The sequence below is a fragment of the Streptomyces sp. TS71-3 genome, assembly GCF_018327685.1.
In the GTDB taxonomy this organism is placed as follows: domain Bacteria; phylum Actinomycetota; class Actinomycetes; order Streptomycetales; family Streptomycetaceae; genus Streptomyces.
The window spans coordinates 4,658,840-4,678,447 of sequence record NZ_BNEL01000001.1 but is presented as its reverse complement, the minus strand read 5'-3'; the positions used below and the strand labels follow the sequence as shown (position 1 = coordinate 4,678,447).

The 19,608-nt window shown below is 72.5% G+C and carries 22 protein-coding genes; 8 read left to right on the top strand and 14 right to left on the bottom strand.

Annotated features, from left to right (window positions below; genetic code table 11):
- The first annotated feature begins 3 nt into the window (after positions 1–3).
- Complete coding sequence (corA, locus tag Sm713_RS18905) at positions 4–1,146, top strand: magnesium/cobalt transporter CorA (protein WP_212912109.1); 1,143 nt, start codon at positions 4–6, stop codon at positions 1,144–1,146.
- 67 nt (positions 1,147–1,213) lie between these two features.
- On the opposite strand, the gene Sm713_RS18900 is transcribed toward corA, so the two are convergent.
- Positions 1,214–1,636, bottom strand: coding sequence for a CBS domain-containing protein (locus Sm713_RS18900; RefSeq protein WP_212910768.1), 423 nt, complete (start codon positions 1,634–1,636; stop codon positions 1,214–1,216).
- Positions 1,637–1,828: 192 nt separating this feature from the next.
- On the opposite strand from Sm713_RS18900, the gene Sm713_RS18895 reads away from it, so the two are divergent.
- Both Sm713_RS18895 and Sm713_RS18890 read left to right on the top strand, forming a co-directional pair.
- The gene (locus Sm713_RS18895) at positions 1,829–2,461 is read left to right on the top strand and encodes a uridine kinase (protein ID WP_212910767.1); all 633 of its coding nucleotides are present in this window, start codon (positions 1,829–1,831) and stop codon (positions 2,459–2,461) included.
- Positions 2,462–2,754: 293 nt separating this feature from the next.
- The gene (locus Sm713_RS18890) at positions 2,755–4,242 is read left to right on the top strand and encodes a glutamate synthase subunit beta (RefSeq protein WP_212910766.1); all 1,488 of its coding nucleotides are present in this window, start codon (positions 2,755–2,757) and stop codon (positions 4,240–4,242) included.
- A 128-nt stretch (positions 4,243–4,370) separates the two neighbouring features.
- On the opposite strand, the gene Sm713_RS18885 is transcribed toward Sm713_RS18890, so the two are convergent.
- Genes Sm713_RS18885 through Sm713_RS18875 form a run of 3 tightly spaced genes read right to left on the bottom strand, consistent with a single transcriptional unit; the run spans position 4,371 to position 6,347 of the window.
- Complete coding sequence (locus Sm713_RS18885) at positions 4,371–5,192, bottom strand: SAM-dependent methyltransferase (protein ID WP_212910765.1); 822 nt, start codon at positions 5,190–5,192, stop codon at positions 4,371–4,373.
- 51 nt (positions 5,193–5,243) lie between these two features.
- Positions 5,244–5,486 (bottom strand): DUF397 domain-containing protein, encoded by a 243-nt coding sequence (locus Sm713_RS18880; RefSeq protein ID WP_212910764.1) that lies wholly within the window; start codon positions 5,484–5,486, stop codon positions 5,244–5,246.
- Complete coding sequence (locus Sm713_RS18875; protein ID WP_212910763.1) at positions 5,487–6,347, bottom strand: helix-turn-helix transcriptional regulator; 861 nt, start codon at positions 6,345–6,347, stop codon at positions 5,487–5,489.
- Between the two features lie 251 nt (positions 6,348–6,598).
- On the opposite strand from Sm713_RS18875, the gene Sm713_RS18870 reads away from it, so the two are divergent.
- Together Sm713_RS18870 and Sm713_RS18865 are read left to right on the top strand one after the other, a co-directional pair.
- A complete protein-coding gene (locus Sm713_RS18870) occupies positions 6,599–7,138 on the top strand; it encodes an ATP-binding protein (RefSeq protein ID WP_249416377.1) in 540 nt (179 codons plus the stop codon).
- Positions 7,126–7,560, top strand: coding sequence for a hypothetical protein (locus Sm713_RS18865; protein ID WP_374196006.1), 435 nt, complete (start codon positions 7,126–7,128; stop codon positions 7,558–7,560). Before Sm713_RS18870 ends, Sm713_RS18865 begins: the two co-directional genes overlap by 13 nt.
- Positions 7,561–7,843: 283 nt before the next feature.
- Here the strand turns inward: Sm713_RS18865 and Sm713_RS18860 are convergent, their stop codons facing one another.
- The 3 genes from Sm713_RS18860 to Sm713_RS18850 form a co-directional block, all read right to left on the bottom strand.
- Positions 7,844–8,677, bottom strand: a complete 834-nt coding sequence (locus Sm713_RS18860; RefSeq protein ID WP_212910760.1) for a DUF899 domain-containing protein — start codon at positions 8,675–8,677, stop codon at positions 7,844–7,846.
- Between the two features lie 106 nt (positions 8,678–8,783).
- A complete protein-coding gene (locus Sm713_RS18855) occupies positions 8,784–10,313 on the bottom strand; it encodes an amidohydrolase (protein WP_249416376.1) in 1,530 nt (509 codons plus the stop codon).
- A 28-nt stretch (positions 10,314–10,341) separates the two neighbouring features.
- Complete coding sequence (locus Sm713_RS18850; protein WP_212910759.1) at positions 10,342–11,382, bottom strand: phosphatidylinositol-specific phospholipase C domain-containing protein; 1,041 nt, start codon at positions 11,380–11,382, stop codon at positions 10,342–10,344.
- Between the two features lie 319 nt (positions 11,383–11,701).
- On the opposite strand from Sm713_RS18850, the gene Sm713_RS18845 reads away from it, so the two are divergent.
- Positions 11,702–12,583 (top strand): serine protease, encoded by an 882-nt coding sequence (locus Sm713_RS18845; protein WP_212910758.1) that lies wholly within the window; start codon positions 11,702–11,704, stop codon positions 12,581–12,583.
- Positions 12,584–12,842: 259 nt separating this feature from the next.
- Here the strand turns inward: Sm713_RS18845 and Sm713_RS18840 are convergent, their stop codons facing one another.
- The 3 genes from Sm713_RS18840 to Sm713_RS18830 all read right to left on the bottom strand — a co-directional run bounded on the left by Sm713_RS18840 (position 12,843) and on the right by Sm713_RS18830 (position 14,988).
- The gene (locus tag Sm713_RS18840) at positions 12,843–13,607 is read right to left on the bottom strand and encodes a nucleotidyltransferase domain-containing protein (protein WP_212910757.1); all 765 of its coding nucleotides are present in this window, start codon (positions 13,605–13,607) and stop codon (positions 12,843–12,845) included.
- On the bottom strand, positions 13,604–14,119 hold the full coding sequence (locus Sm713_RS18835; protein ID WP_249416375.1) for a hypothetical protein: 516 nt from the start codon (positions 14,117–14,119) through the stop codon (positions 13,604–13,606). Before Sm713_RS18835 ends, Sm713_RS18840 begins: the two co-directional genes overlap by 4 nt.
- Positions 14,120–14,250: 131 nt before the next feature.
- Positions 14,251–14,988, bottom strand: coding sequence for a uracil-DNA glycosylase (locus tag Sm713_RS18830; RefSeq protein WP_212912106.1), 738 nt, complete (start codon positions 14,986–14,988; stop codon positions 14,251–14,253).
- 495 nt (positions 14,989–15,483) lie between these two features.
- Here Sm713_RS18830 and Sm713_RS18825 point away from each other — a divergent pair, with 495 nt between their 5' ends.
- Complete coding sequence (locus Sm713_RS18825) at positions 15,484–15,984, top strand: RNA-binding S4 domain-containing protein (protein ID WP_212910756.1); 501 nt, start codon at positions 15,484–15,486, stop codon at positions 15,982–15,984.
- Between the two features lie 88 nt (positions 15,985–16,072).
- On the opposite strand, the gene Sm713_RS18820 is transcribed toward Sm713_RS18825, so the two are convergent.
- On the bottom strand, positions 16,073–16,765 hold the full coding sequence (locus Sm713_RS18820) for a bifunctional 2-polyprenyl-6-hydroxyphenol methylase/3-demethylubiquinol 3-O-methyltransferase UbiG (protein WP_249416374.1): 693 nt from the start codon (positions 16,763–16,765) through the stop codon (positions 16,073–16,075).
- Between the two features lie 204 nt (positions 16,766–16,969).
- Between Sm713_RS18820 and Sm713_RS18815 the strand changes: the two genes are divergently transcribed.
- Entirely contained in the window at positions 16,970–17,239 is a 270-nt protein-coding gene (locus Sm713_RS18815; RefSeq protein WP_212910755.1) for a DUF6343 family protein, read from the top strand.
- 75 nt (positions 17,240–17,314) lie between these two features.
- Here the strand turns inward: Sm713_RS18815 and Sm713_RS18810 are convergent, their stop codons facing one another.
- From Sm713_RS18810 to Sm713_RS18800, 3 genes are all read right to left on the bottom strand, one after another.
- Positions 17,315–17,695 (bottom strand): M48 family metallopeptidase, encoded by a 381-nt coding sequence (locus Sm713_RS18810; RefSeq protein WP_212910754.1) that lies wholly within the window; start codon positions 17,693–17,695, stop codon positions 17,315–17,317.
- A gap of 206 nt (positions 17,696–17,901) precedes the next feature.
- Complete coding sequence (gene coaE / locus Sm713_RS18805; protein WP_212910753.1) at positions 17,902–18,558, bottom strand: dephospho-CoA kinase; 657 nt, start codon at positions 18,556–18,558, stop codon at positions 17,902–17,904.
- Between the two features lie 71 nt (positions 18,559–18,629).
- Positions 18,630–19,568 (bottom strand): PAC2 family protein, encoded by a 939-nt coding sequence (locus Sm713_RS18800; protein WP_212910752.1) that lies wholly within the window; start codon positions 19,566–19,568, stop codon positions 18,630–18,632.
- Positions 19,569–19,608 lie beyond the last annotated feature (40 nt).

Genomic DNA, 19,608 nt, shown 5'->3' with positions numbered 1-19,608 from the left:
TACATGTCGATGGCCGGCAATCTGCCGAGGGTCCGGGACCTTCGAGCTGTGGGTGGCCTGCGGAAGGTGGCGAGCCTGACCCGCGGCCGTACCCGTGCCCGCACCCGCACCGTCGACCTGAGCCACCACGCCCGCTCGCCGCTGGGCTCGGCGGTGGTGAACTGCGTGACGTACCGCGGCGGCGTCCGGCAGCCGGTCACCCATGGGCTGGTCGAGGCGGTCGAGCAGGTCCGTGCGGCCGGCGAGGGTTTCGTCTGGCTGGGGCTGCACGAGCCGTCCCAGGAGGAGTTCCAGGACGTGGCGAAGCTGTTCGGGCTGCACCCGCTGGCCGTCGAGGACGCCGTGGACGCCCATCAGCGTCCGAAGGTCGACCAGTACGGCGACTTCCTCTTCGCCGTGTTCAAGACCGTCTGCTACGTGGAGCACGCGGAGCTGACCTCGACCAGCGAGGTGGTGGACAGCGGCGAGATCATGGTCTTCGTCGGCAAGGACTTCGTGATCACCGTCCGGCACGGCAAGCACGGCTCGCTGGGCCCCGTGCGCGAGAACCTGGAGGCCGACCCCGAGCAGCTGGCCAAGGGCCCGGCCGCCGTGCTGCACGCGGTGGCCGACCACGTCGTGGACGAGTACGTGGCGGTCACCGACGCCGTGCAGGTCGACATCGACGAGGTGGAGAGCGACGTCTTCGCCGCCGACTCCGGCCGTGCCGACCCCGGCCGGATCTACCAGCTCAAGCGCGAGCTGCTGGAGCTCAAGCGGGCCGTGGTGCCCCTCGGCCGCCCGCTGGAGGTGCTCGCCACCGAGCGAATACGGCTGATCGCACCCGAGATCCGCGCGTACTTCCGCGACGTGGTCGATCACCTCACCAGGGCGGTGGAGCAGACGGCGTCCTTCGACGAGCTGCTGAACTCCATCCTCCAGGCCCACCTGGCCCAGGTGACCGTCAAGCAGAACGAGGACATGCGGAAGATCACGGCCTGGGCGGCGGTGATCGCCGTGCCGACGATGGTCTGCGGTGTCTACGGCATGAACTTCGACAACATGCCGGAACTGCACTGGCGGTTCGGATACCCGCTGGTGTGGGTGGTGATCGCGGCGGCCTGCGGCCTGCTGTACCGGGGGTTCCGGCGCGCCGGATGGCTCTGAACCGGGCGGCTCCCGAGGAGCACGGCCGCCCGGCGGTGTCCCGGGCGGCCGCCCGGCCGGTGACCGCTCAGGACCGTCCGTAGACGGACCCGGCCCACAGGGCGAGCTGGTCCTGGGTGACATTGCCGACGAGGTCGGCCTCGCTGATCATGCCCACGAGACGCTTGTTCTCGTCGATCACCGGCAGGCGCTTGATCCGGTGGCTCTGCATCTCCTGGAGCGCGTCGCTCACGTCGTCGTCGGTCGACACCCAGCGCGGGGTCCCCTGCGCCATGTCGCCCGCGGTCGTCGTCGACGGGTCCTGCCCGCGGGCGACGCAGCCGACCACGATGTCGCGGTCCGTGAGCATGCCGCACATCCGCTCGTTCGCGTCGCTGATGGGCAGCGAGCCCACGTTCATGTTGCGCATCATCTGCGCGGCACGGTCCAGGCTCTCGGTGGCCGGGATGAACTCGGCACCCCGGTGCATGATCTCTCCGGCGGTGGTCATAGGCACCTCCACTTACCGGTCCGGCGGCGCGGCGGCGGGTGCGCACGACCCGGCGCACCCCGCGCCACGCCACGCGGTCGCGTTTGCCAGTCTGCCTTCCCTGCTTGCCGACTCTCCGCGAGACACGACGGCAAACACACCTCGCCGAGGGTTCTGCGTGGCCCTCCGGGCGCGCGAGGCATCATGGGCCGGATGCGATTCGAAGCGATCACGTGGGAGAGGCTCGGCGCGCGGCTCGCCGAGCGGCTGGCCGGCCTGAAACCCGCGGACGGCGGCGCGCGGCCGAGGGTCGCGTTCGACGGTGCGCCCGCGGCCCGCCCGGGGGAGCTGGCCGGACGGGTCGCCGAGGCGCTGCGGATCCTGGGCAGGCCCTCGCTCGTGGTCGCCGCCGAGGGCTTCCTGCGCCCCGCCTCGCTCCGGCTGGAGCACGGGCGCGAGGACGTGGACGCGTACTACGGCTCATGGGTCGACACGGGTGCACTGTGGCGGGAGGTCTTCGGCCCGCTGGAGGCGGACGGCGACGGCCGGGTGCTGCCCGACCTGTGGGACCCGGTCACCGACCGTGCGACCCGCAGCCCGCACGTGACCCTGCCGCCCGGCGGGCTGCTCCTGCTGCACGGGCCCCTCCTGCTGCACCACTGGTTCCCCTTCGACGCGAGCGTCCACGTGCAGCTGTCCGCGGGCGCGCTGCGCCGGCACACTCCCGCAGAGGCGCAGTGGACGCTGCCCGCCTTCGAGCGGTACGAGCAGGAGGCGGATCCGCTCGGCACGGCCGACGTCGTGGTCCGCGCGGACGACCCGCGCCGGCCGGCCTGGACGGGGTGAAACCCCTCGGCACCCCGGCTCCGGCCCCGGCTCCGGCCCCGGCTCCGGCCCCCGGCCCCCGGCCCCCGGCCCCCGGCCAGGAACCCTCGGCCCCGTTGCCGTCCGGAAGCCGGGGCACCTCCCGGAAGCCGGACACCTCCCGGAAGCCGCCCCCCGGGCGCCCCGAAACCGCCTTCCCGCCCGCGTAACCAGGAGCACCCTGGGAAAAAGCACCACAAGACAGACTTAACCGCCCGATTCATTCCTCCAGGCCGTGCGAGCACGCTCGGCGCGGCCCTGGACACGGAGGGGACATGGCCGACCCCGAGGGCTTCATGAACACCCCGCGCGAGGAGTGGCCGCGCCGGCCCGTCGAGGAGCGCGTGCGCGACTGGGACGAGGTGGCCACGCCGGGGGCGCTGCTGCCGATCGTCAGCAAGCAGGCCGGGCGCTGCATGGACTGCGGCATCCCGTTCTGCCACCAGGCCTGCCCGCTGGGGAACCTCATTCCGGAGTGGAACATCCTGGCCGCACGGGGCGACTGGGCCGCCGCGGCGGAGCGGCTGCACGCCACCGACAACTTCCCGGAGTTCACGGGGCTGCTCTGCCCCGCGCCGTGCGAGTCCGGCTGCGTGCTGGCCATCAACCAGCCGGCCGTGACCATCAAGAACGTCGAGGCGGCCATCGCGGAGCGCGCCTGGCAGGACGGCCTGGTCACCGCGCGGCCCCCGGACCGGCTGACCGGTCGGACCGTCGCCGTCGTCGGCTCGGGACCCGCCGGGCTCGCCGCCGCACAGCAGCTGACCAGGGCCGGGCACACGGTCGCCGTGTACGAGCGCGACGACCGGCCGGGCGGGCTGCTGCGGTACGGCATCCCGTCGTTCAAGATGGCGAAGCAGCAGGTGGACAGGCGTATCGAGCAGATGCGCGAGGAGGGCACCAAGTTCCGCACGGGGCTGGAGGTGGGCCGGGACCCGAGGGCCACCGACCTGTGCGAGCGCTACGACGCCGTGGTCCTCGCGGTGGGCGCCACGGCATGGCGCGAACTGCCCGTGCCGGGCCGGGAGCTGGCCGGCGTCCACCAGGCCATGGAGTACCTGCCCCTGGCCAACCGGGTGGAGCAGGGCGACATCCCCGTCTCCCCGCTCTCCGCGGCCGGCCGCAACGTGGTCATCGTCGGCGGCGGCGACACCGGGTCCGACTGCCTGGGCACGGCGATACGCGAGGGCGCCAGGTCGGTGACGCAGCTCGACATCTACCCGCGGCCCGGCACCGAGCGGGACGAGGAGCGCGAGCCCTGGCCGACGCATCCGAAGCTCTACCGGATGTCGGCCGCCCACGAGGAGGCGCGCGAGCTCGGCACCGCGCCCCTGGCGGACGCCGACGCGCGGATGTTCGCGGCCTCCACCCTGCGCCTCTCGGGCGACGCCGGCGGACGCGTACGGAGCGTGCACCTGGTGGAGGTCGACGACGAGCGGCGGCCGAGGTCCGGCACGGAGCGCGAACTCCCCGCCGACCTGGTACTGCTCGCCCTCGGATTCTCCGGGCCCGGCCGCGGCGACGGGATCCTGGACCAGCTGGACCTGAAGCTCGACGACAGCGGCACCCTGGAGCGCGACCGGGACTTCGCCACCTCCGCGCCCGGAGTGTTCGCGGCGGGCGACGCGGCTCGCGGCGCCTCGCTGATCGTCTGGGCCATCGCCGAGGGCCGGTCGGTGGCCTCCGCCGTGGACCGGCATCTGACGGGGAGGACCACGCTGCCCTCGCCCATCGGCGCGTTCGACCGGCCGATGTCCGCGTGAGCGTGAGGGGGCGCAGGCGCGTCCGGACGTGGTGATGGAGCACGGAACGGCGCATGAGGAGACGGGAAGGCGTGTGAGGAGCGGGGACGGATCAGCCGGCGGGCGCCCTCGCGACCGCCGGCCGTCCGTCACGGCTTGCGCGCGACCGCCGCATAGCCGGGGATCGGGCCGTCGTCCTGTCCCGGCACCGGCTCGCCCAGCCCCGGGCGCCACTGCGGTACGACCACCACACCGGGGTCGGCGAGCTCCAGCCCGTCGAAGAACCGGGTGACCTGCTCGCGGCTGCGCAGGGCGAGCGCGACCCCGCGGGCCCTGTAGATGTCACCGGCCTGGCCGGCGGTGTCCGGGGTGAAGTCGGCCGAGGCGTGCGACACCATCAGGAAGCTCCCGGACGGCAGCTCGGACATCAGCCGTTCCACCAGCTCGTACGCCCCGTCCCCGTCCGGGATGAAGTGCAGCAGGGCGACGAGCGAGAGCGCGACGGGCCGGTCGAGGTCGAGGATCTCCCCGGCCTGCCGGACGATGGTGTCCGGGTCGCGCACATCGGCCTGGACGTAGGCCGTGACGCCCTCGGGGGCGCTGCGCAGCAGCGCCTCGGCGTGGGCGAGCACGATGGGGTCGTTGTCGCAGTAGACGATGCGCGAGTCGGGAGCGATCGCCTGGGCGACCTGATGCAGGTTCGGCTCGGTCGGGATCCCCGTTCCGATGTCCAGGAACTGCCGGATGCCCTGATTCGCGAGCCAGCGGGTCGCACGGTGCATGAAGGCTCTGTTGACACGTGCCATCACGGGGAGACGCGGCTCAAGTGCGATGAGCTGTCTGCCCATCTCCTCGTCGATCGGGTAGTTGTCCTTGCCTCCCATATACCAGTCGTACATGCGGGCCGGGTGCGGCTTGCTGGTGTCGATCCCCGGTCTGTCACGGGGGTCGGCGGTGTCGTTCGCGGGCATGGTGAGGGCTCCAGGAGTCTGCGAGGGGTGCCGTGGACGGCCGGGCCCCGGTCAGGAGAGCAGGAAGTCCGCCTTACCGGCCTTGGCGCCGAGGATGAACGCGGTGATCTCGCCCGGGGTGTAGATCAGCGCCGGCCCGTCGGGATCGGCGGACTGCCGGACGGCCACCCTCCCGTCGGCGAGCTTCATGGTCTCGACGCAGTTGCCGCCGTTGCCGCCGCTCCACGGTTTGTGCCAGCCCTCCGAGCCCAGGTCGCTGGAGGGCATTCCGTTGTATATGGGGGGTTGTTGCATTCACAGCTCCTTGCGGAGATCCCGGAGGATCTCCTTCGTGCGATGTGCTGTGGCGGCGTGCGCCGCCATGCGGTCCATGACCTCGAGGTGGGTGGCCACCTCGGCCCGCGCGTCGAGATAGACGGCGCCGGTCAGGTACTCGCTGTAGACCATGTCGGGGAGTTCCGGCATGGCGAATCGGAACAGCACGAAGGGCCCGTAGGTGCCGGGATGCGGTCCGGACGAGAACGGGGCGATCTGAAGGGTCACGTTGGGCAGCTTCGACGCCTTGAGCAGGCGGTCGATCTGGCCGCGCATCAGGTCCGCGTCGCCCACGGGCCTGCGCAGCGCCGTCTCGTCCATGACCACCCACAGCCGTGGGGCGTTCTCGCTGGTGAGCAGCTCCTGGCGCTGCATGCGCAGCGCCACGTGCCGCTCGATGTCCTCCGGACGGGTCTGGCCGATCGCGCCGGACCGCAGGACCGCACGTGCGTAGTCCTCGGTCTGCAACAGGCCGGGGACGAAGTGCGGTTCGTACGACCGGATGAGGCTGGCCGCGCCCTCCAGGCTGACGTACATGGAGAACCAGCCCGGAAGGATGTCGTGGAACCGCTGCCACCAGCCGGGCCTGTTCGCGTCCTCGGCCAGGGCGACGAAGGCGTCCGCCTCCTCCTCGGTGATGCCGTACGACTTCAGCAGCATCTGGAGGTACGGGATCTTGAGGGCCACCTCGGCCATCTCCATGCGGCGGACCGTGGCGGGTGCCACCCGCAGCAGATGCGCGGCCTCCTCCCGCTTGAGGCCCGCACGTTCACGGAGGTCCTGAAGGCGCCGGCCCAGGACGACCTGGCCGACCGTCGGTGCAGACCGCGGTTCACTCACGTCCCACCTCCACCTGGTCAGCGTTGCATTCGTGCGGTCCCCGCCAGGCGCTCGGGCCTTGCGGGGACGGCTCAACGAGCAGAGCCGTAGGGGCCGTACCTCCCGCGCCGCGAACCGGCCGAGCTGGCCGGGGTGCCCGCGGCGGGCTGTTGCGAGCAGTGTGCCACGTGGCCTTCACCGCAACACAGTGCACTCTGCATTTTTCAGAGTGACACTTGCCAAGTGTTCACGGCGGGGAGATAGTGGCAACCGTGACTCCGTCCGTGCCGTTAAGAACGACGGCCACCGAAACCGGTACGGGTAGCGATGCCGCGCCAGCGGTGCTCCCGGTGGAGGCCGTTGTGCGTCGTTTCCGCTTCGAGCTGACCGCTCACCTGGGCTCTGCTGCGCAGGCCCGGCGGATGACGCGTGCATGGCTGACGGCCTGGGCGGTCTGTGAGGACACCTGCGACTCGGCCACGCTCGTCGTGTCCGAGCTGGTCACCAACGCGATCGTGCACACCTCGTCACGGCAGATCATCTGCGAACTGCAGGACGAGGACGGGAAGGTGCGCATAGCGGTGGGTGACGAGGGGCGGGCACATGGTGACCCGAACCCTGCGGCGGGCCGGGACGGTGAGGAGCATGGGAGGGGATTGCTTCTCGTCTCGGCCGTCTGCAGCGCCTGGGGGGCACTTGAGACCGGCCCCGGGCTACAGGTGTGGGCGGAACTGCCCCGGGAGGCGGAAGACCGCCGCCCGGAGCCGGTAGCGGACGTCGTCCGCGGAACGGGGGCGGAATGGGTGTCATGACACCGGCTCTGCTGAGCCTCGACACGCTAGTCGGCCTCACCCGCAGAAAGCAGCCGCGCGCGGCCGCCTGGGCGCGCCTGCCGGTGCCCTCCGGGATGACGGCACCGCTGGGTTGCGACGCCGTGGCCATACCTGCCGCGTACGGTCACCGGGTACTGGACCGGCTGCCGCGGGTGGGGTGCGTGTACGGCGACGGGGCGCACTGGTGGTGGATCGTGCCGTCGGACTCGGACGTGGCCCTGGAGTGGCCGGCGCCCGCCCGCTACACCAGCGGCGCGGTGGTGCCGGACGCGCTCCGTCCGCCGTGCCTGATCCACCGTCCGGACGGCAGCGTGCCGTACACGCCGCCGATTCCTCTCTACTTGGCGCTCTGCCGGATCACGGGAACGGCGCCTGCGTGGACGAACGCGTTCTCGGTGTAGGCGCGGGGTCCCGGTTCTCTCTTCCACCGGGACCGGCGGGTACGGCCGGCGAGAGTCAAGGCCAAGGCCACTGGGGTGGGTGCGGAGACCGCTGAGGTCACCGCGGGTGCCGTCCACCGCCCGGGCGCCGGTGGGGGGCGCCCGGCCGGTGGGCGGCACCGATCGTTCCGGACGGACGGCGGCGGTCGTCCCGGACGGACGGCGGCGGCGGTCGTCCCGGACGGGCTGCGCCAGTCGTCCCGGATGGGCGCCATCGGCCATCCCGTGCGGACGGCAGCGGAGTTCAGCGGGTGCGGCCGGCCCCGGCCGTGCGGTCGCCCCCGTCTGTGCCGACGTCGTAGGTGCGGCCGACCCCGTCCTCGTACTCGTCGTGGTACCGCACGCCCTCGCTGCCCGCCTGTGCCCCGAGGCCGGTCATCCTGCCCTCGGGCTTCTCCCACGGCTCCTGGCGGCCGAGCGCCGTCAGGTCGAGGAGGCTGTTCGTGGAGCCGACGGTGTCGCCGCCCCGGCCGTACGACGAGTACGTATGGAAGACGCGGTCGCCGTCCCTCAGGAAGCAGCTCATCCCGGGCAGCTCGAAGGGCTGCTCCCCCTCGACGTAGTACGAGGTACCCGCCTCGCGGTGCTCCTCCGGTGTCCGGTAGTTGTAGGAAATGGGCATGACGGAGTCGTCCAGCGTCACATGGAAGTCGTAGTTGAAATCGCTACCGAACGACGAGAACCAGGGCAGCGTCCACCCCATCCGGGCCTTGAACGGCGTGATCCTCGCCAGCGGGGCGCGCGAGACGGCGGCCAGGGTGGTGCCGCGGGCGTTGAGGTGGGACAGGTGGCCGATCTGGTCGACGAAGCCGGAGCAGCTCGGGCAGCCCGCGTCCCAGTCGGGGGCGAACATGAAGTGGTAGACGACGAGCTGCACGCGGCCGTCGAAGAGGTCCAGCAGGCTCGCGCTGCCCTCGGGGCCCTCGAAGACGTACTCCTTGTCGACCTCCACCATCGGCAGCCGCCGCCGCTCCGCGTTGAGGTCGTCGCGCGCGCGGGTGGCCGCCTTCTCCTTGGCGAGCAGTTCCTTCCTGGCCAGCAGCCATGCGTCTCGGGTGACGATCTGCGGGAGTGCCATGGTCCGTCCTCCTTCACCGGGTGCGGTCCTCTCCCGGTGCAGACCGGCCGGGGGCGCGGAACTCATCGGTGGGGGCTCTCGCCGGTCCGCGTGCTCCAGGCTCTCGTCAGTCCGCGTGCTCCTTGTACTCCTGGATGCGCTGTCCGTGGCTCCGGTCGGCCAGCGCGGGCAGGCGCTGGTTCAGTTCGGCGACGGTGCCCGCGACGTCGACCGTGCGCAGGACGCGGTCGCGCATCAGGATCCGGCCGTCGACGATCGTCGTGACCACGTCGCAGGAGCGGGCGCTGTGGACCAGGGTGGCGGCGAGGTCGTGGACGGGCTGGGTGCGCGGCCCGCTGAGGTCGGCGAGCACGATGTCGGCCCGCCGGCCCGGTGCGAGGACCCCGATCCGCCCGCCGAGGCCGACGGCCGCCGCGCTCTGGGCCGTGGCGTGGTGCAGGACCTGCCGTGACGTCAGCACGCGGGCATCGCCCTGGGCCTGTTTCTGCATGAGTGCCAGCAGGGACATGGACTCCCAGACGTCCAGGGAGTTGTTGGAGGCGGCGCCGTCGGTGGCCAGGCCGACCGGGATTCCCAGCTCCCGCAGGGCCCTGACCGGGGTGACGGCCGGTTCCCAGGCGAACTTCGCGTAGCCGCGCGGTGCCGTCGCCACCGCGATCCGGCCCGTGGCCCGGCCGAGCACGGCGTGGTCGCGCTCGACGATGCCGGTGCCGTGCGCGATCAGCAGATCGGTGCCGAGCAGCCCGGTGCGCTCCAGGACCTCGATGGGGGTCATCCCGTCCCGGGCGAGGCCGGCCTCGGTCTGCTCGCGGTTCTCGGCGGCGTGCAGGTGGACCGGCAGCGCGTGTTCGTGGGCCAGGTCCGCGGTGGCGGCGAGGTCGGCGTCCGACACCGTGTAGGGGGCGTGCGGGGCGAGGGCGGTGGTGATGCGGTCACCCGCCGCGCCGGCGTACTCCTTGGCGAACTCCAGGGACTCCGTGCGCCCTTCGGGCCCCTGCGAGGAGAAGTAGGTCTGCCCGAGCTGGGCGCGGAGCCCGGTCTCGGCGACCACGCCGGCGATGGCCGCCATGCCGAAGTAGTGGTCGGCGAAGCAGGTCACCCCGCCGCTGATCATCTCGGCGCAGGCGAGCCGGGCGCCCAGGGTGATGTCGCGCGTGGTGAGCCGGCTCTCCACCGGCCAGATCCAGTCGTTGAACCACTCGTGCACCGGAATGTCCTCGGCGATGCCGCGCAGCACCACCATCGGGGAGTGCGTGTGGCAGTTGATCAGCCCGGGCAGTGCGACGAGGCCCCGGCCGTCGATGTGCTCGGCGGCCGGGGGCGGCGCGGAGCCGGCGCCCTGCGGGGCGGGCGGGGCGCCCACGGCGTCTCCGGCTCCGGCTCCGGCTCCGGCTCCGGCTCCGGCTCCGGCTCCGGCTCCGGCTCCGGCTCCGGCTCCGGCTCCGGCTCCGGCTCCGGCTCCGGCTCCGGCTCCGGCTCCGGCGGGATCTTCGGCGGTGACGGACTCGATCAGTCCGTCGCGTACCACGAGGGTGGTGTTCTCCGTGAAGTACACCTCGCCCTGCGGGTCGTGCCGCAGGGCGGTGCAGCCGGTGATGACGAGGTCGGCGGGGTCGGACGCCGGGCGCGTGGTCATCGGCCCACGGTACCGGCGCCCGCGATGGCTAGCCCCGGGGAAGGACGGTCGCCAGCACGTCGGGGAGCGGGTACCAGTCCGACGACACGATGGTGGCGTTGTCCTTCGCCAGGAGTGCGACGCGGTCGAGGGCCTGCTGCCGCGTCGGGTTGGTGCCGTCGATGGCCGGCGGCACGTTCTGGGCGTCCGTCATGACGACGAGGTAGCCGCGGTCCGCGTACCACGCGGTGTCGATGCCGCCGCCCGCGTATGCGGAGGCGTCCCCGTCGAAGAGCACGAACCAGGGGCGGATCGAGGCGTCGTACCGGCGCGTGCGCGGGTCGCCCGCCTCGGCGTTGTGCACGGCGGGGAAGGCGGCGGCGTCACCCAGGCGGCCAGCGGCGGCGAGGTCCCGCAGGTGCGTGGCGTACTCCTTGTCGGTCCACAGCGAGTCGAGCGGGTTCTGCTCCTCGACGGTGCCGGGGATCAGCTCCACGATGAACTTCCCGGCGAGTGCGGAGCGGAGCGGCCAGCCGCCCGCCTGGACCGCCTCGTCGAGGGTGGCGTGCCCGGCGGCCAGGTCGGCGGGGCGGAAGAGGGCGTCGCCCAGCTTGCTGGACAGCAGCGCGTCCAGTTCGACCGGCCCGCGGCCCCGGTTCGCCAGGAAGCCGTCCTTCATCTCCACCTTGAGGATGACGGGCCGGTGGCCGGGGTGCGCGTCATGCCAGGTCCTGATGTCGGAGAGGCAGCCGCCGAGGTCCTGGTTGGTGGCCTTGTCGCGCAGTTCGGCCGGGGTGGTGGCGTTCTCGCAGTTGTTGTCGTTGCCGAGCGGGTTGTCGTGGGCGACCCGGAAGGAGCCGCCGCCGAACTGGTTCGTCCACACGTCGAGTTCGAGCAGCCCGGCACCGGAGTCCAGCGCGTCGGCGAAGTACGGGTACTTGGCCTTGTCGTACGAGTTGTGCACGCCCACACCCGTGGTGGCCGAGTACGGCGACTGCGCGGGCTCCGCCGCCAGGGTGGGACCCGCGCCCAGTACGAGCGGACCCGCCGCCGCCAAGGTCACCACCGCACCCGCGATACGTCTTCTCATCCCCGTTACCTCCTCGCCTGGTTGGTCAAAGTACTTGAAAGATAAGGGAGTTGTGTGACGGGTCGGCAGACGGCGGCTGGCCGGGCGACGACGTCCGGGGCGGAGACGCGCGGGCGGCCACACCGGGAGCGCGCTTCCGCCGCGAACCGCCAGGGGGTGAACGGAGGGGCGTGATGCGGCCGCCGCGAACCGGACGAAGGGGCGCACGCCCGGCTTCCGGCCCGGCAGCCCCTGTTGTCCAAAGGGCCCCGTGCGTCGAGAATGCGCATGACATCAGCGGTCGTTGACCGCATCCACCCACCGAAGAGGAACCCCCCACATGAGAAAACCTCTTGTCGGCGCGTTCTGCACCGTGCTGCTGCTCGGTGCGGGTGCGACCCCCGCCATGGCCACCGGCCTGCCCACGGGTACCGCCGAGGAGACCGCGAGCGCGCACCACTCCGCCCACGCCCACGTCCACGCGATCGACTTCGCGGGCACGGTGGCGCTCAGCAACTGCTCCGGCTCGCTGGTGCGGATGCCCGACTCCAAGCCGGGCGACCCCGGCCTCGTGCTGTCCAACGGGCACTGCCTGGAGACCGGCTTCCCCGCCCCGGGCGAGGTCATCGTCGACCAGCCGTCCACCCGGACGTTCAGCCTGCTCGACGCGGGTGCCAAGTCCGTCGGGACCCTCAAGGCCGACAAGGTCGCGTACTCGACGATGACCGACACGGACATCACGCTCTACGAGCTGAACAGCACGTACGACCAGATCCAGAGCAGCTACGGCATCAAGCCGCTCACCCTCTCCGACCAGCACCCGGTCGCGGGCAAGGCGATCACCGTCGTCTCGGGCTACTGGAAGCAGACCTACAGCTGCAAGATCGACGGTTTCGTCCACCAGCTGAAGGAGGGTGACTGGACCTGGAAGGACTCGGTCCGCTACACCCCCGAGTGCGAGACGATCGGCGGCACCTCCGGCTCGCCGGTCGTCGACGACCAGAGCGGCCAGGTCGTCGCCGTCAACAACACGGGGAACGAGGACGGGCAGCAGTGCACCGTCAACAACCCCTGCGAGGTCGACGAGAACGGCAAGGTCACGGTGCACCAGGGCACCAACTACGCCGAGGAGACCTACATCATCCCGGCCTGCATCGGAACCGGGAACAAGCTCGACCTGAACGCTGAAGGGTGCACGCTGCCCAAGCCCGCCGGCCAGTAGCGGCGCCCGCGCGGCATCGCACGGGTTCCACCACGGCGGGGCCCGTGCGATGCCGCGGCGCGGACACCGGGCCGTTCCGCCTCGCGGGAACCAAGCCGTTCCGCCACGCGAGCGCCACACTCTTACGCCGCGCGGACACCATGCCGTTCGGCCACGCGGGCGCCAAGCCCTTCCGTCACGCGAGCGCCACACTCTTACGCCGCGCGGACACCGGTGGCCCCTGCCGTGCCTGACGCGGCAGGGGCCGCTGTCGTCCGCCCTACTCGCTTTCGACCTGCGCGGCGTGGAAGAGGGCCCGGGCCTCGCCGATCACCCGGCCGAGCGTCTCGGGGTCGTCGTCCAGGGACGCGACCAGTGCGTCCATGCCCCGCAGCCCGGCCCGTTGGAGCAACGTCTTCTCGTTGGTCACCCACTGGCCGCGGGCGGCGAGCTCGGCGTGGGCGCTCTCCAGGGCGGCGGTGGCCAGGGCGCCGGCCACCTCGGTGAGCCGGCCTCGGGGGGCGTGGTTCTGGGCGGCGTACTGGAGGGTGAGGGCGGCCCTGCCGCGCCAGTGGGCGGGTGCGCCGCGGCGCAGCGCCTCGGGATAGCCGCCGGGGTCGGGGATGCGGCCGCGCAGCGCGCGGTTGACGGCCAGTTCGGCGACGACCAGGTAGCTCGGGATGCCGGCCAGGTGGAACATCAACGGTTCCCAGCGGAAACGGCCCCGACTCGCCTCGGCCAGCTCGTGCTCGACGACGTCGAGATCGCGGTAGTGGACGTCCACCCTGCGACCCTCGATGGTCAGCCATGCGCCGCCGTTGAACACGCCGCCGCCCCAGCCGCCCACTTCGGACACGTCACCGGGCCAGCCGAGGGCGCGCAGCGCGTCCGGGTCGAACTCGCCCCGGTAGTAGACGGCGAGGTCCCAGTCGCTGTCGGGCGTGTGGGTGCCCTGGGCGCGCGAGCCGCCGAGAGCGACGGCCGTCACGGCAGGGAGGGCGGCGAGGCGGCCGGCGGCATGGTCGAGGAAGGCGTCGTCGTTCACCGTGGTGTTGTATCACCGGCCTGGGCGGGCGGTGTGCTCCCGTACATAGATCGGACCGAGCCCCCGACGGAGCCCGCCTGCACGACGATCCCGTGCGCCCCGCCGTTGATGGTGTTGTACGTGTTGCCGCCCCGGGAGGTCTCCTCGGGTGGCGTCAGCTCGTCGACGAGGGCGCGGAGTTCGGCGGCGAACGCGGGGTCGGCCCGCAGGGTGCGCCGCAGGCGGCTGCGCCACGCCGCCTGTACGTCGTCCGCCGCGTCGTGGTCGCCCCCGGCGCGTGCGGCGACGAGTTCCTCGCGTGAGAGGTCCAGTTCGCCCCGGACGGTGCGGGCGGTCTCCCCGTCGCCGGTCTCTCCCCCGCTCCCCCGCGAGAAGACCCGTGCGAGCCGGTCCCGTACCTGCGCCCAGCCGTCGCCGACCATCTGCTGCACCAGCGTGGTCGCTCCGGCGGCGGCCAGTGCGGCCAGTTCCGGGTCCATGTGCTCCCCCTGGGTCGTCGTCCGGGCCGTCATCCGCGTCGTCCGGATCGTCGTCCGGCCGGCGAACGCTCCGCGGTGTCCGCCATTCGCCTATTGTGACGGGCTCCATGACCGACCGCAGGGTGTTCTCCCGGGCGGCCGGTGTCCCGGGCCTTCCCGTCCCGTCAGTGCTCGCGTTGCGACTCGCCGGAACCGGGTGCGCCGCTGACGTCGAGCCCCGCTGCCCGGGCCCCGTCGCTGAGGACCTGGCGGAGCATGGCCGGGGTCAGAAGGCGCGTGAACGTGTTGCGCTGGCTGACGTGGAAGCAGCCGAAGACGTCGAGGGGCGGGCCGCCGTCCACCGCGCTGAGGGTGACCCGGGCGCCGTGGCCGAAGGCGGGGCGTGGCCGGGGCACCGTCCAGCCCGCCGCGGCGAGAGCGGGAAACGTCGCCTGCCAGCCGAACCCGCCCAGCACGACCACGGCGCGCAGCGTCGGGCGGAGGATCTCCAGCTCGGCCTCCAGCCAGGTGCGGCAGGTGTCGCGCTCCTGCGGGGTGGGTTTGTTCGCGGGCGGCGCGCAGTGCACGGGGGACGTGAGGCGGACACCGTGCAGCGTGAGGCCGTCGTCAGCGCGCACCGAGATGGGGCTTGAGGCGAGGCCGACCGCGTGCAGTGCGGCGAACAGCACGTCGCCGGAGCTGTCCCCGGTGAACATCCTTCCCGTGCGGTTGCCGCCGTGTGCCGCCGGGGCCAGGCCGACGATCAGCAGGGAGGCGTCCGGAGGGCCGAATCCCGGGACCGGCCGGGCCCAGTACGTCCAGTCCGCGAAGGCGGCACGCTTGGTGCGGGCGACCTCCTCGCGCCAGTCGACCAGCCGCGGGCACGCCCTGCACCCGCTCACGCGCTCGTCCAGGATGTGCAGCGCCTGGGCCGGGTCGGCGGAGCGCTGGGGGTCCGTGGCGTCCCCGGTGTCCCCGGTGTCCCCGGTGCCGGCCGCGGACGTGGCGTCGGCTGCGTCCGCGGCATGCGACGTGTCCGCCGAAGATGCGGTTCCCGTCGTACGGGCGGTGGGGGTGTCCGTCGTACGGGCGGTGGGGGTGTCCGTCGTACGGGCGGTGGGGGTGGCCCGTGCGGTGTCCGCAGCGCGGGTCGGGTTCGTGGAGGTCCGTGCGGGGCCGGCCGTGGGGTCCATGCGTCCACGGTACGGCGGGCGGGGACGCGAGTGCGGCTCGCCCGGAGCGGGGCGACGGCTGGCCAGGGGCCGGGGGGGGGCGTGCAGGCGTGGGGCGGAGGCGCGTGCGTGGGGGCCACACAGCTGGCGCGCCGTCCTACCAGCGGACCGCCCCCGCGGGTCTCTCTCCTTCCAGGGCAGGAAATGCGTTCCGCGCCCGCCGCCACGGGCGACTAAGGTCGAGGCATGGCTTCAGAAGCTTCGAGCGACGCGGCTTCCGGCGGCACGGCACCGTCCCCCGCGAAGGACGCCGCAGCTGCGGCCGAGGCGTCAGGGCCGGTGCGGGTCGACAGCTGGATCTGGTCGGTGCGGCTGGTGAAGTCCCGTTCCATGGCCGCGACCGCCTGCCGTGGCGGGCACGTCCGGGTCAACGGCGAGCGCGTCAAGCCCGCGTACGCGGTGCGCGTCGGTGACGAGGTGCGGCTGCGGCAGGCGGGGCGTGAGCGGATCGTCGTGGTGAAGCGGGTCATCCGCAAGCGCGTGGGAGCGCCGCTGGCCGTGACGTGTTATGTCGACAACAGCCCACCGCCCCCGCCGCGCGAGGCCGTGGCACCCGCGGGAGTCCGCGACCGCGGCGCCGGGCGCCCGACGAAGCGGGACCGCAGGGAGATGGACCGCCTGCGCGGGCTCGCTCGCGGGATGAGCGGCCCCGGCGGCGGTCCGCCGCCGGGAGGGGCCGGGCACTAGGAGCGCGGCGGCGGGCCCACCGCCACCGCCCTTTGCTGCCGGCTTCGGACGTGCGGGGCCCACGTGGGCCCCGCACGTCCGGAGCCCCTCAGTCGACGGGTACCGCCCGCACCCAGATCCTGTCGTCCGTCAGGTAACGATCCACGCGCAGCCCGGCCTCGGCGAGCGCGGTCTCGAACGCCTCCTTGGTGAGGGGGCGGGAGAGGAAGGTCTGGGTCCAGGCGGCGTCGGGGAACGCGTACTCCGCGCGGACGGAGTTCACCCCGTCCCCCACCGGCTCTGCGGAGGCTATGCGGACCGTGAAGCCGCTGGGGTCGACGCGCTCGCGCGGTAGGTCGACGTGGTAGTCCTCGCCCTCGCGCTGGATGAGGACACAGCCGCCCTCCGCGACATGGCGGCGGCAGGTGGCGAGCAGGCCGCGACGGACCTCGACGTCACCGGCGTGCACAAGGAAGGAGGCGAGTATGACGGCGTCGAACGTCTCGCCGAGGTCAAGATGCTCGATGGGTGAGCGGACCGTGCGTGCGCCGCGGACGCGTGCCAGCATCTCGGCCGACTCGTCGACGGCGGTGACCGTGAACCCCCGCTCGACGAGCGGATGCGTCACCCGGCCGACGCCGCTGCCCAGCTCCAGGACCCGGGCGCCCGGCGGAAGGGCCGCCTCGATCACATCCGGCTCGTCGCCCACGGGAAGGCGGGCGTAGAGATCCACCGCGCAGCCGTCGGGAGTGATCGCCCCCGGCCCCGTCCCCGCGTATCCCTGCCGCATACCGGCACTCATCCGCCACCGCCTCCCCCAGCGCCCGGCCTCCGGCCTCCGGCCTCCGGCGAAAGCTCGCCGGCCCGTCCGCCTCTTCAACGGATGATGTCTCCGCGTGGTTCCCGCGGTCGCCGTCCGTGACGGCCCGGTTTGATGCCGTCCGGGCGGGCGCCGCACACTGTGGGCAGAGCACCACGCTCCACGGCCTGGTCCGAGGGAGGAGGGGTGGTCGTGCTACGCACGGGAAACGAACCGATCACCGCACGGAGCCCGCTGCGGCTGCGGTTCTGGCTGAGCATCTGGGGCCTGATCTGGACGAGCGGGGGCACGGCCGCGTTCGCGGCCGCGGGCCTACCGGGATGGTCCATCGCCTGCGCCGTCCTCCTGCTGATCGTCGTGGTGGACCTGGTGATGGTGATCCGGCACATCCGGCAGGGCTCTCGCTTCCAGCCGGGCCCCGACGTCCCGCCGTACGAGCCGCCGGCGCACCGGTGAGGACGCGGGCGTCACACCTCGGGGAGTGACTTCCCCAGCTCGCCCGCCCCGGGCGCCTCAGGGGCCGAAGCGGCCTCAGGAGTCGAAACGGGCTGCCTCCACGTACTGCGGCCGGGGGTCGAGGGCCGCGGCGAGTCTGAAATGCCGCTGGGCCTGCTCCGGGCGCCCCGCACGCTCGAAAGTGCGGGCGAGTGCGAAGTGCGCGAAGGCGTTGTCGGGCTCGCGCTCCAGGACGACGCCGAACTCCAACTCGGCCGACCGCAGCTGGGCGGCGGCGAAGAAGGCCCGCGCACGCAGCAGGCGCGCGGCCGTGTTCTCGGGGTGGGCGGCGATGACGGGGTCCAGGAGCTTCACCGCACCCCGCGGATCACGTGCCGCCAGAAGCTGCTCCGCGGCACGGAAGTCGATGACGTTCGTCTCGGGAGTACGTCCGGTGAATCCGCTGCTCTCGGGCACGGCTGACTCCTTCCCTCAAAAGTAACTTCAACACCGCAACAAGAACACGCTATTCCACGCGCGGCGGCGTACGGCTCCGGCCGGTCCGGCGCCGCCGCGACCGCCTCGTCGGGCGCGTTCCCACGGCCCCATGGGTGTGCCTCCATCCACGGCGCCGTCCCTCTGTTCGGGCTCGGATCCGGCCTCCACCCGGACTCGGATCCGGCCTACTCGCGCTCGGGCCCGGCCCCGTTCCGCTGCCCGGCCACGTCCTCCCCGCGGGCGGCTGTCCGCGCCTGGTGCGCCAGGTCGTTCCAGACCTCGTCGACGCGGGTGCGCAGCACGTCCAGCGGGACGTCGTTGTCGATCACGATGTCCGCGGCGGCGAGGCGGTCCTCGCGGGTGGCCTGTGCGGACATCCGGGCCCTGGCGTCCTCCTCCGTCATGCCCCGCAGCCGTACGAGACGCTCCAGCTGGGTGCCTGGGGAGGCGTCGACGACGATCACCAGGTCGTAGAGCGGCCCGAGGCCGTTCTCGACGAGGAGGGGGACGTCGTGGACGACGACCGCTCCGGCGGGTGCGGCCGCTTCCAGTTCCGCTGAGCGAGCGCGCACCAGCGGGTGGACGATGGCGTTCAGCTCGGCGAGCCGTTCGGCGTCGGAGAAGACGATCGTGCCGAGCCGGGGCCGGTTCAGGGAGCCGTCGGCCGACAGCACCTCCGGGCCGAAGGTCTCGACGACCGCCGCCAGCCCTGCCGTGCCGGGCTCGACGACCTCCCGGGCGATGCGGTCCGAGTCCACCAGCACGGCGCCGTGCTCCACCAGCAGCCGCGACACCTCGCTCTTGCCGGCGCCGATACCGCCGGTCAGGCCCACTCTCAGCATGACCCGAAGCTTAGAGACATGCCCCGGAAGCCTGGACAACGGCACCGGGCTCCTCGCAGCCGGCGGCCCGCTCAGCCGTCTCCTTCGCGCTCCGCGAGGAAGCGCTCGAACTCCTGGCCGATCTCGTCGGCGGACGGGATGTCGACCGGCTCCGCGAGCATGTTGCCGCGGGACTCGGCGCCGGCCGCTGCGTCGAACTGGTGCTCAAGGCCCTGGACCAGGGCGACCAGTTCGTCGTCCCCCTCCTGGATCTGGCGGTCGATCTCGGTCTGGGTGCGGTGCGCGTCGGTACGCAGGGCGTGCGCGATGGCGGGCAGCACCAGGCCGGTGGCCGCGGTGATCGATTCGAGGACGGTGAGGGCGGCGTCGGGGTAGGGGGAGCGCGCGATGTAGTGCGGCACGTGGGCGGCCACGCCGAGCACGTCGTGGCCGGCCTGCGCGAGGCGGTACTCCACGAGGGCCTCCGCGCTGCCCGGGACCTGGGCCTCCTCGAAGGGGCTGCTGTGGCCGGGGACGAGCTCCGTGCGGTTGCCGTGCGGCGTCAGGCCCACCGGGCGGGTGTGGGGAACGCCCATGGGGATGCCGTGGAAGTTCACCGCGAGCCGGACGCCGAGACGCTCCACGATCTGCTCGACGGCGGCCGCGAAACGCTCCCACTCGACATCCGGCTCGGGGCCGGAGAGCAGCAGGAACGGCGCTCCGGTGGCGTCCTGCACCAGCCGCACGTCAAGAGTGGGGTCCTCGTAGTCGGTCCACTGGTCCCGACGGAATGTCAGGAGTGGCCGCCTGGCCCGGTAGTCCACCAGCCGGTCGTGGTCGAAACTGGCCACGATCTGGTTCGGCAGGGAGTCGAGGAGGCGCTCGACGATCTGGGCACCCGTCTCACCCGCATCGATGTAGCCGTCGAAGTGGTACAGCATGACCAGTCCGGCCGATTCCTGGGCGAGGGCCATGTCGACGACGGCCAGGCCCTTCGGCTCCCACGTGTACAAACCCTGTGGATCAAGCACGATGACTGCTCCTCCTCGTATCTGATCTACCGAACGCACG

What these genes read in the sequence shown, in the direction of transcription:
- corA (WP_212912109.1), top strand. Translation starts at nt 4, where the DNA reads ATGTCGATGGCCGGCAATCTGCCGAGGGTCCGGGACCTTCGAGCTGTG.
- Sm713_RS18865 (WP_374196006.1), top strand. Translation starts at nt 7,126, where the DNA reads ATGGGTGTCATGACACCGGCTCTGCTGAGCCTCGACACGCTAGTCGGC.
- Sm713_RS18895 (WP_212910767.1), top strand. Translation starts at nt 1,829, where the DNA reads ATGCGATTCGAAGCGATCACGTGGGAGAGGCTCGGCGCGCGGCTCGCC.
- Sm713_RS18835 (WP_249416375.1), bottom strand. Translation starts at nt 14,119, where the DNA reads ATGACGGCCCGGACGACGACCCAGGGGGAGCACATGGACCCGGAACTG.
- Sm713_RS18820 (WP_249416374.1), bottom strand. Translation starts at nt 16,765, where the DNA reads ATGAGTGCCGGTATGCGGCAGGGATACGCGGGGACGGGGCCGGGGGCG.
- Sm713_RS18825 (WP_212910756.1), top strand. Translation starts at nt 15,484, where the DNA reads ATGGCTTCAGAAGCTTCGAGCGACGCGGCTTCCGGCGGCACGGCACCG.
- Sm713_RS18880 (WP_212910764.1), bottom strand. Translation starts at nt 5,486, where the DNA reads ATGCAACAACCCCCCATATACAACGGAATGCCCTCCAGCGACCTGGGC.
- coaE (WP_212910753.1), bottom strand. Translation starts at nt 18,558, where the DNA reads ATGCTGAGAGTGGGCCTGACCGGCGGTATCGGCGCCGGCAAGAGCGAG.
- Sm713_RS18860 (WP_212910760.1), bottom strand. Translation starts at nt 8,677, where the DNA reads ATGGCACTCCCGCAGATCGTCACCCGAGACGCATGGCTGCTGGCCAGG.
- Sm713_RS18890 (WP_212910766.1), top strand. Translation starts at nt 2,755, where the DNA reads ATGGCCGACCCCGAGGGCTTCATGAACACCCCGCGCGAGGAGTGGCCG.
- Sm713_RS18900 (WP_212910768.1), bottom strand. Translation starts at nt 1,636, where the DNA reads ATGACCACCGCCGGAGAGATCATGCACCGGGGTGCCGAGTTCATCCCG.
- Sm713_RS18850 (WP_212910759.1), bottom strand. Translation starts at nt 11,382, where the DNA reads ATGAGAAGACGTATCGCGGGTGCGGTGGTGACCTTGGCGGCGGCGGGT.
- Sm713_RS18885 (WP_212910765.1), bottom strand. Translation starts at nt 5,192, where the DNA reads ATGCCCGCGAACGACACCGCCGACCCCCGTGACAGACCGGGGATCGAC.
- Sm713_RS18855 (WP_249416376.1), bottom strand. Translation starts at nt 10,313, where the DNA reads ATGACCACGCGCCCGGCGTCCGACCCCGCCGACCTCGTCATCACCGGC.
- Sm713_RS18845 (WP_212910758.1), top strand. Translation starts at nt 11,702, where the DNA reads ATGAGAAAACCTCTTGTCGGCGCGTTCTGCACCGTGCTGCTGCTCGGT.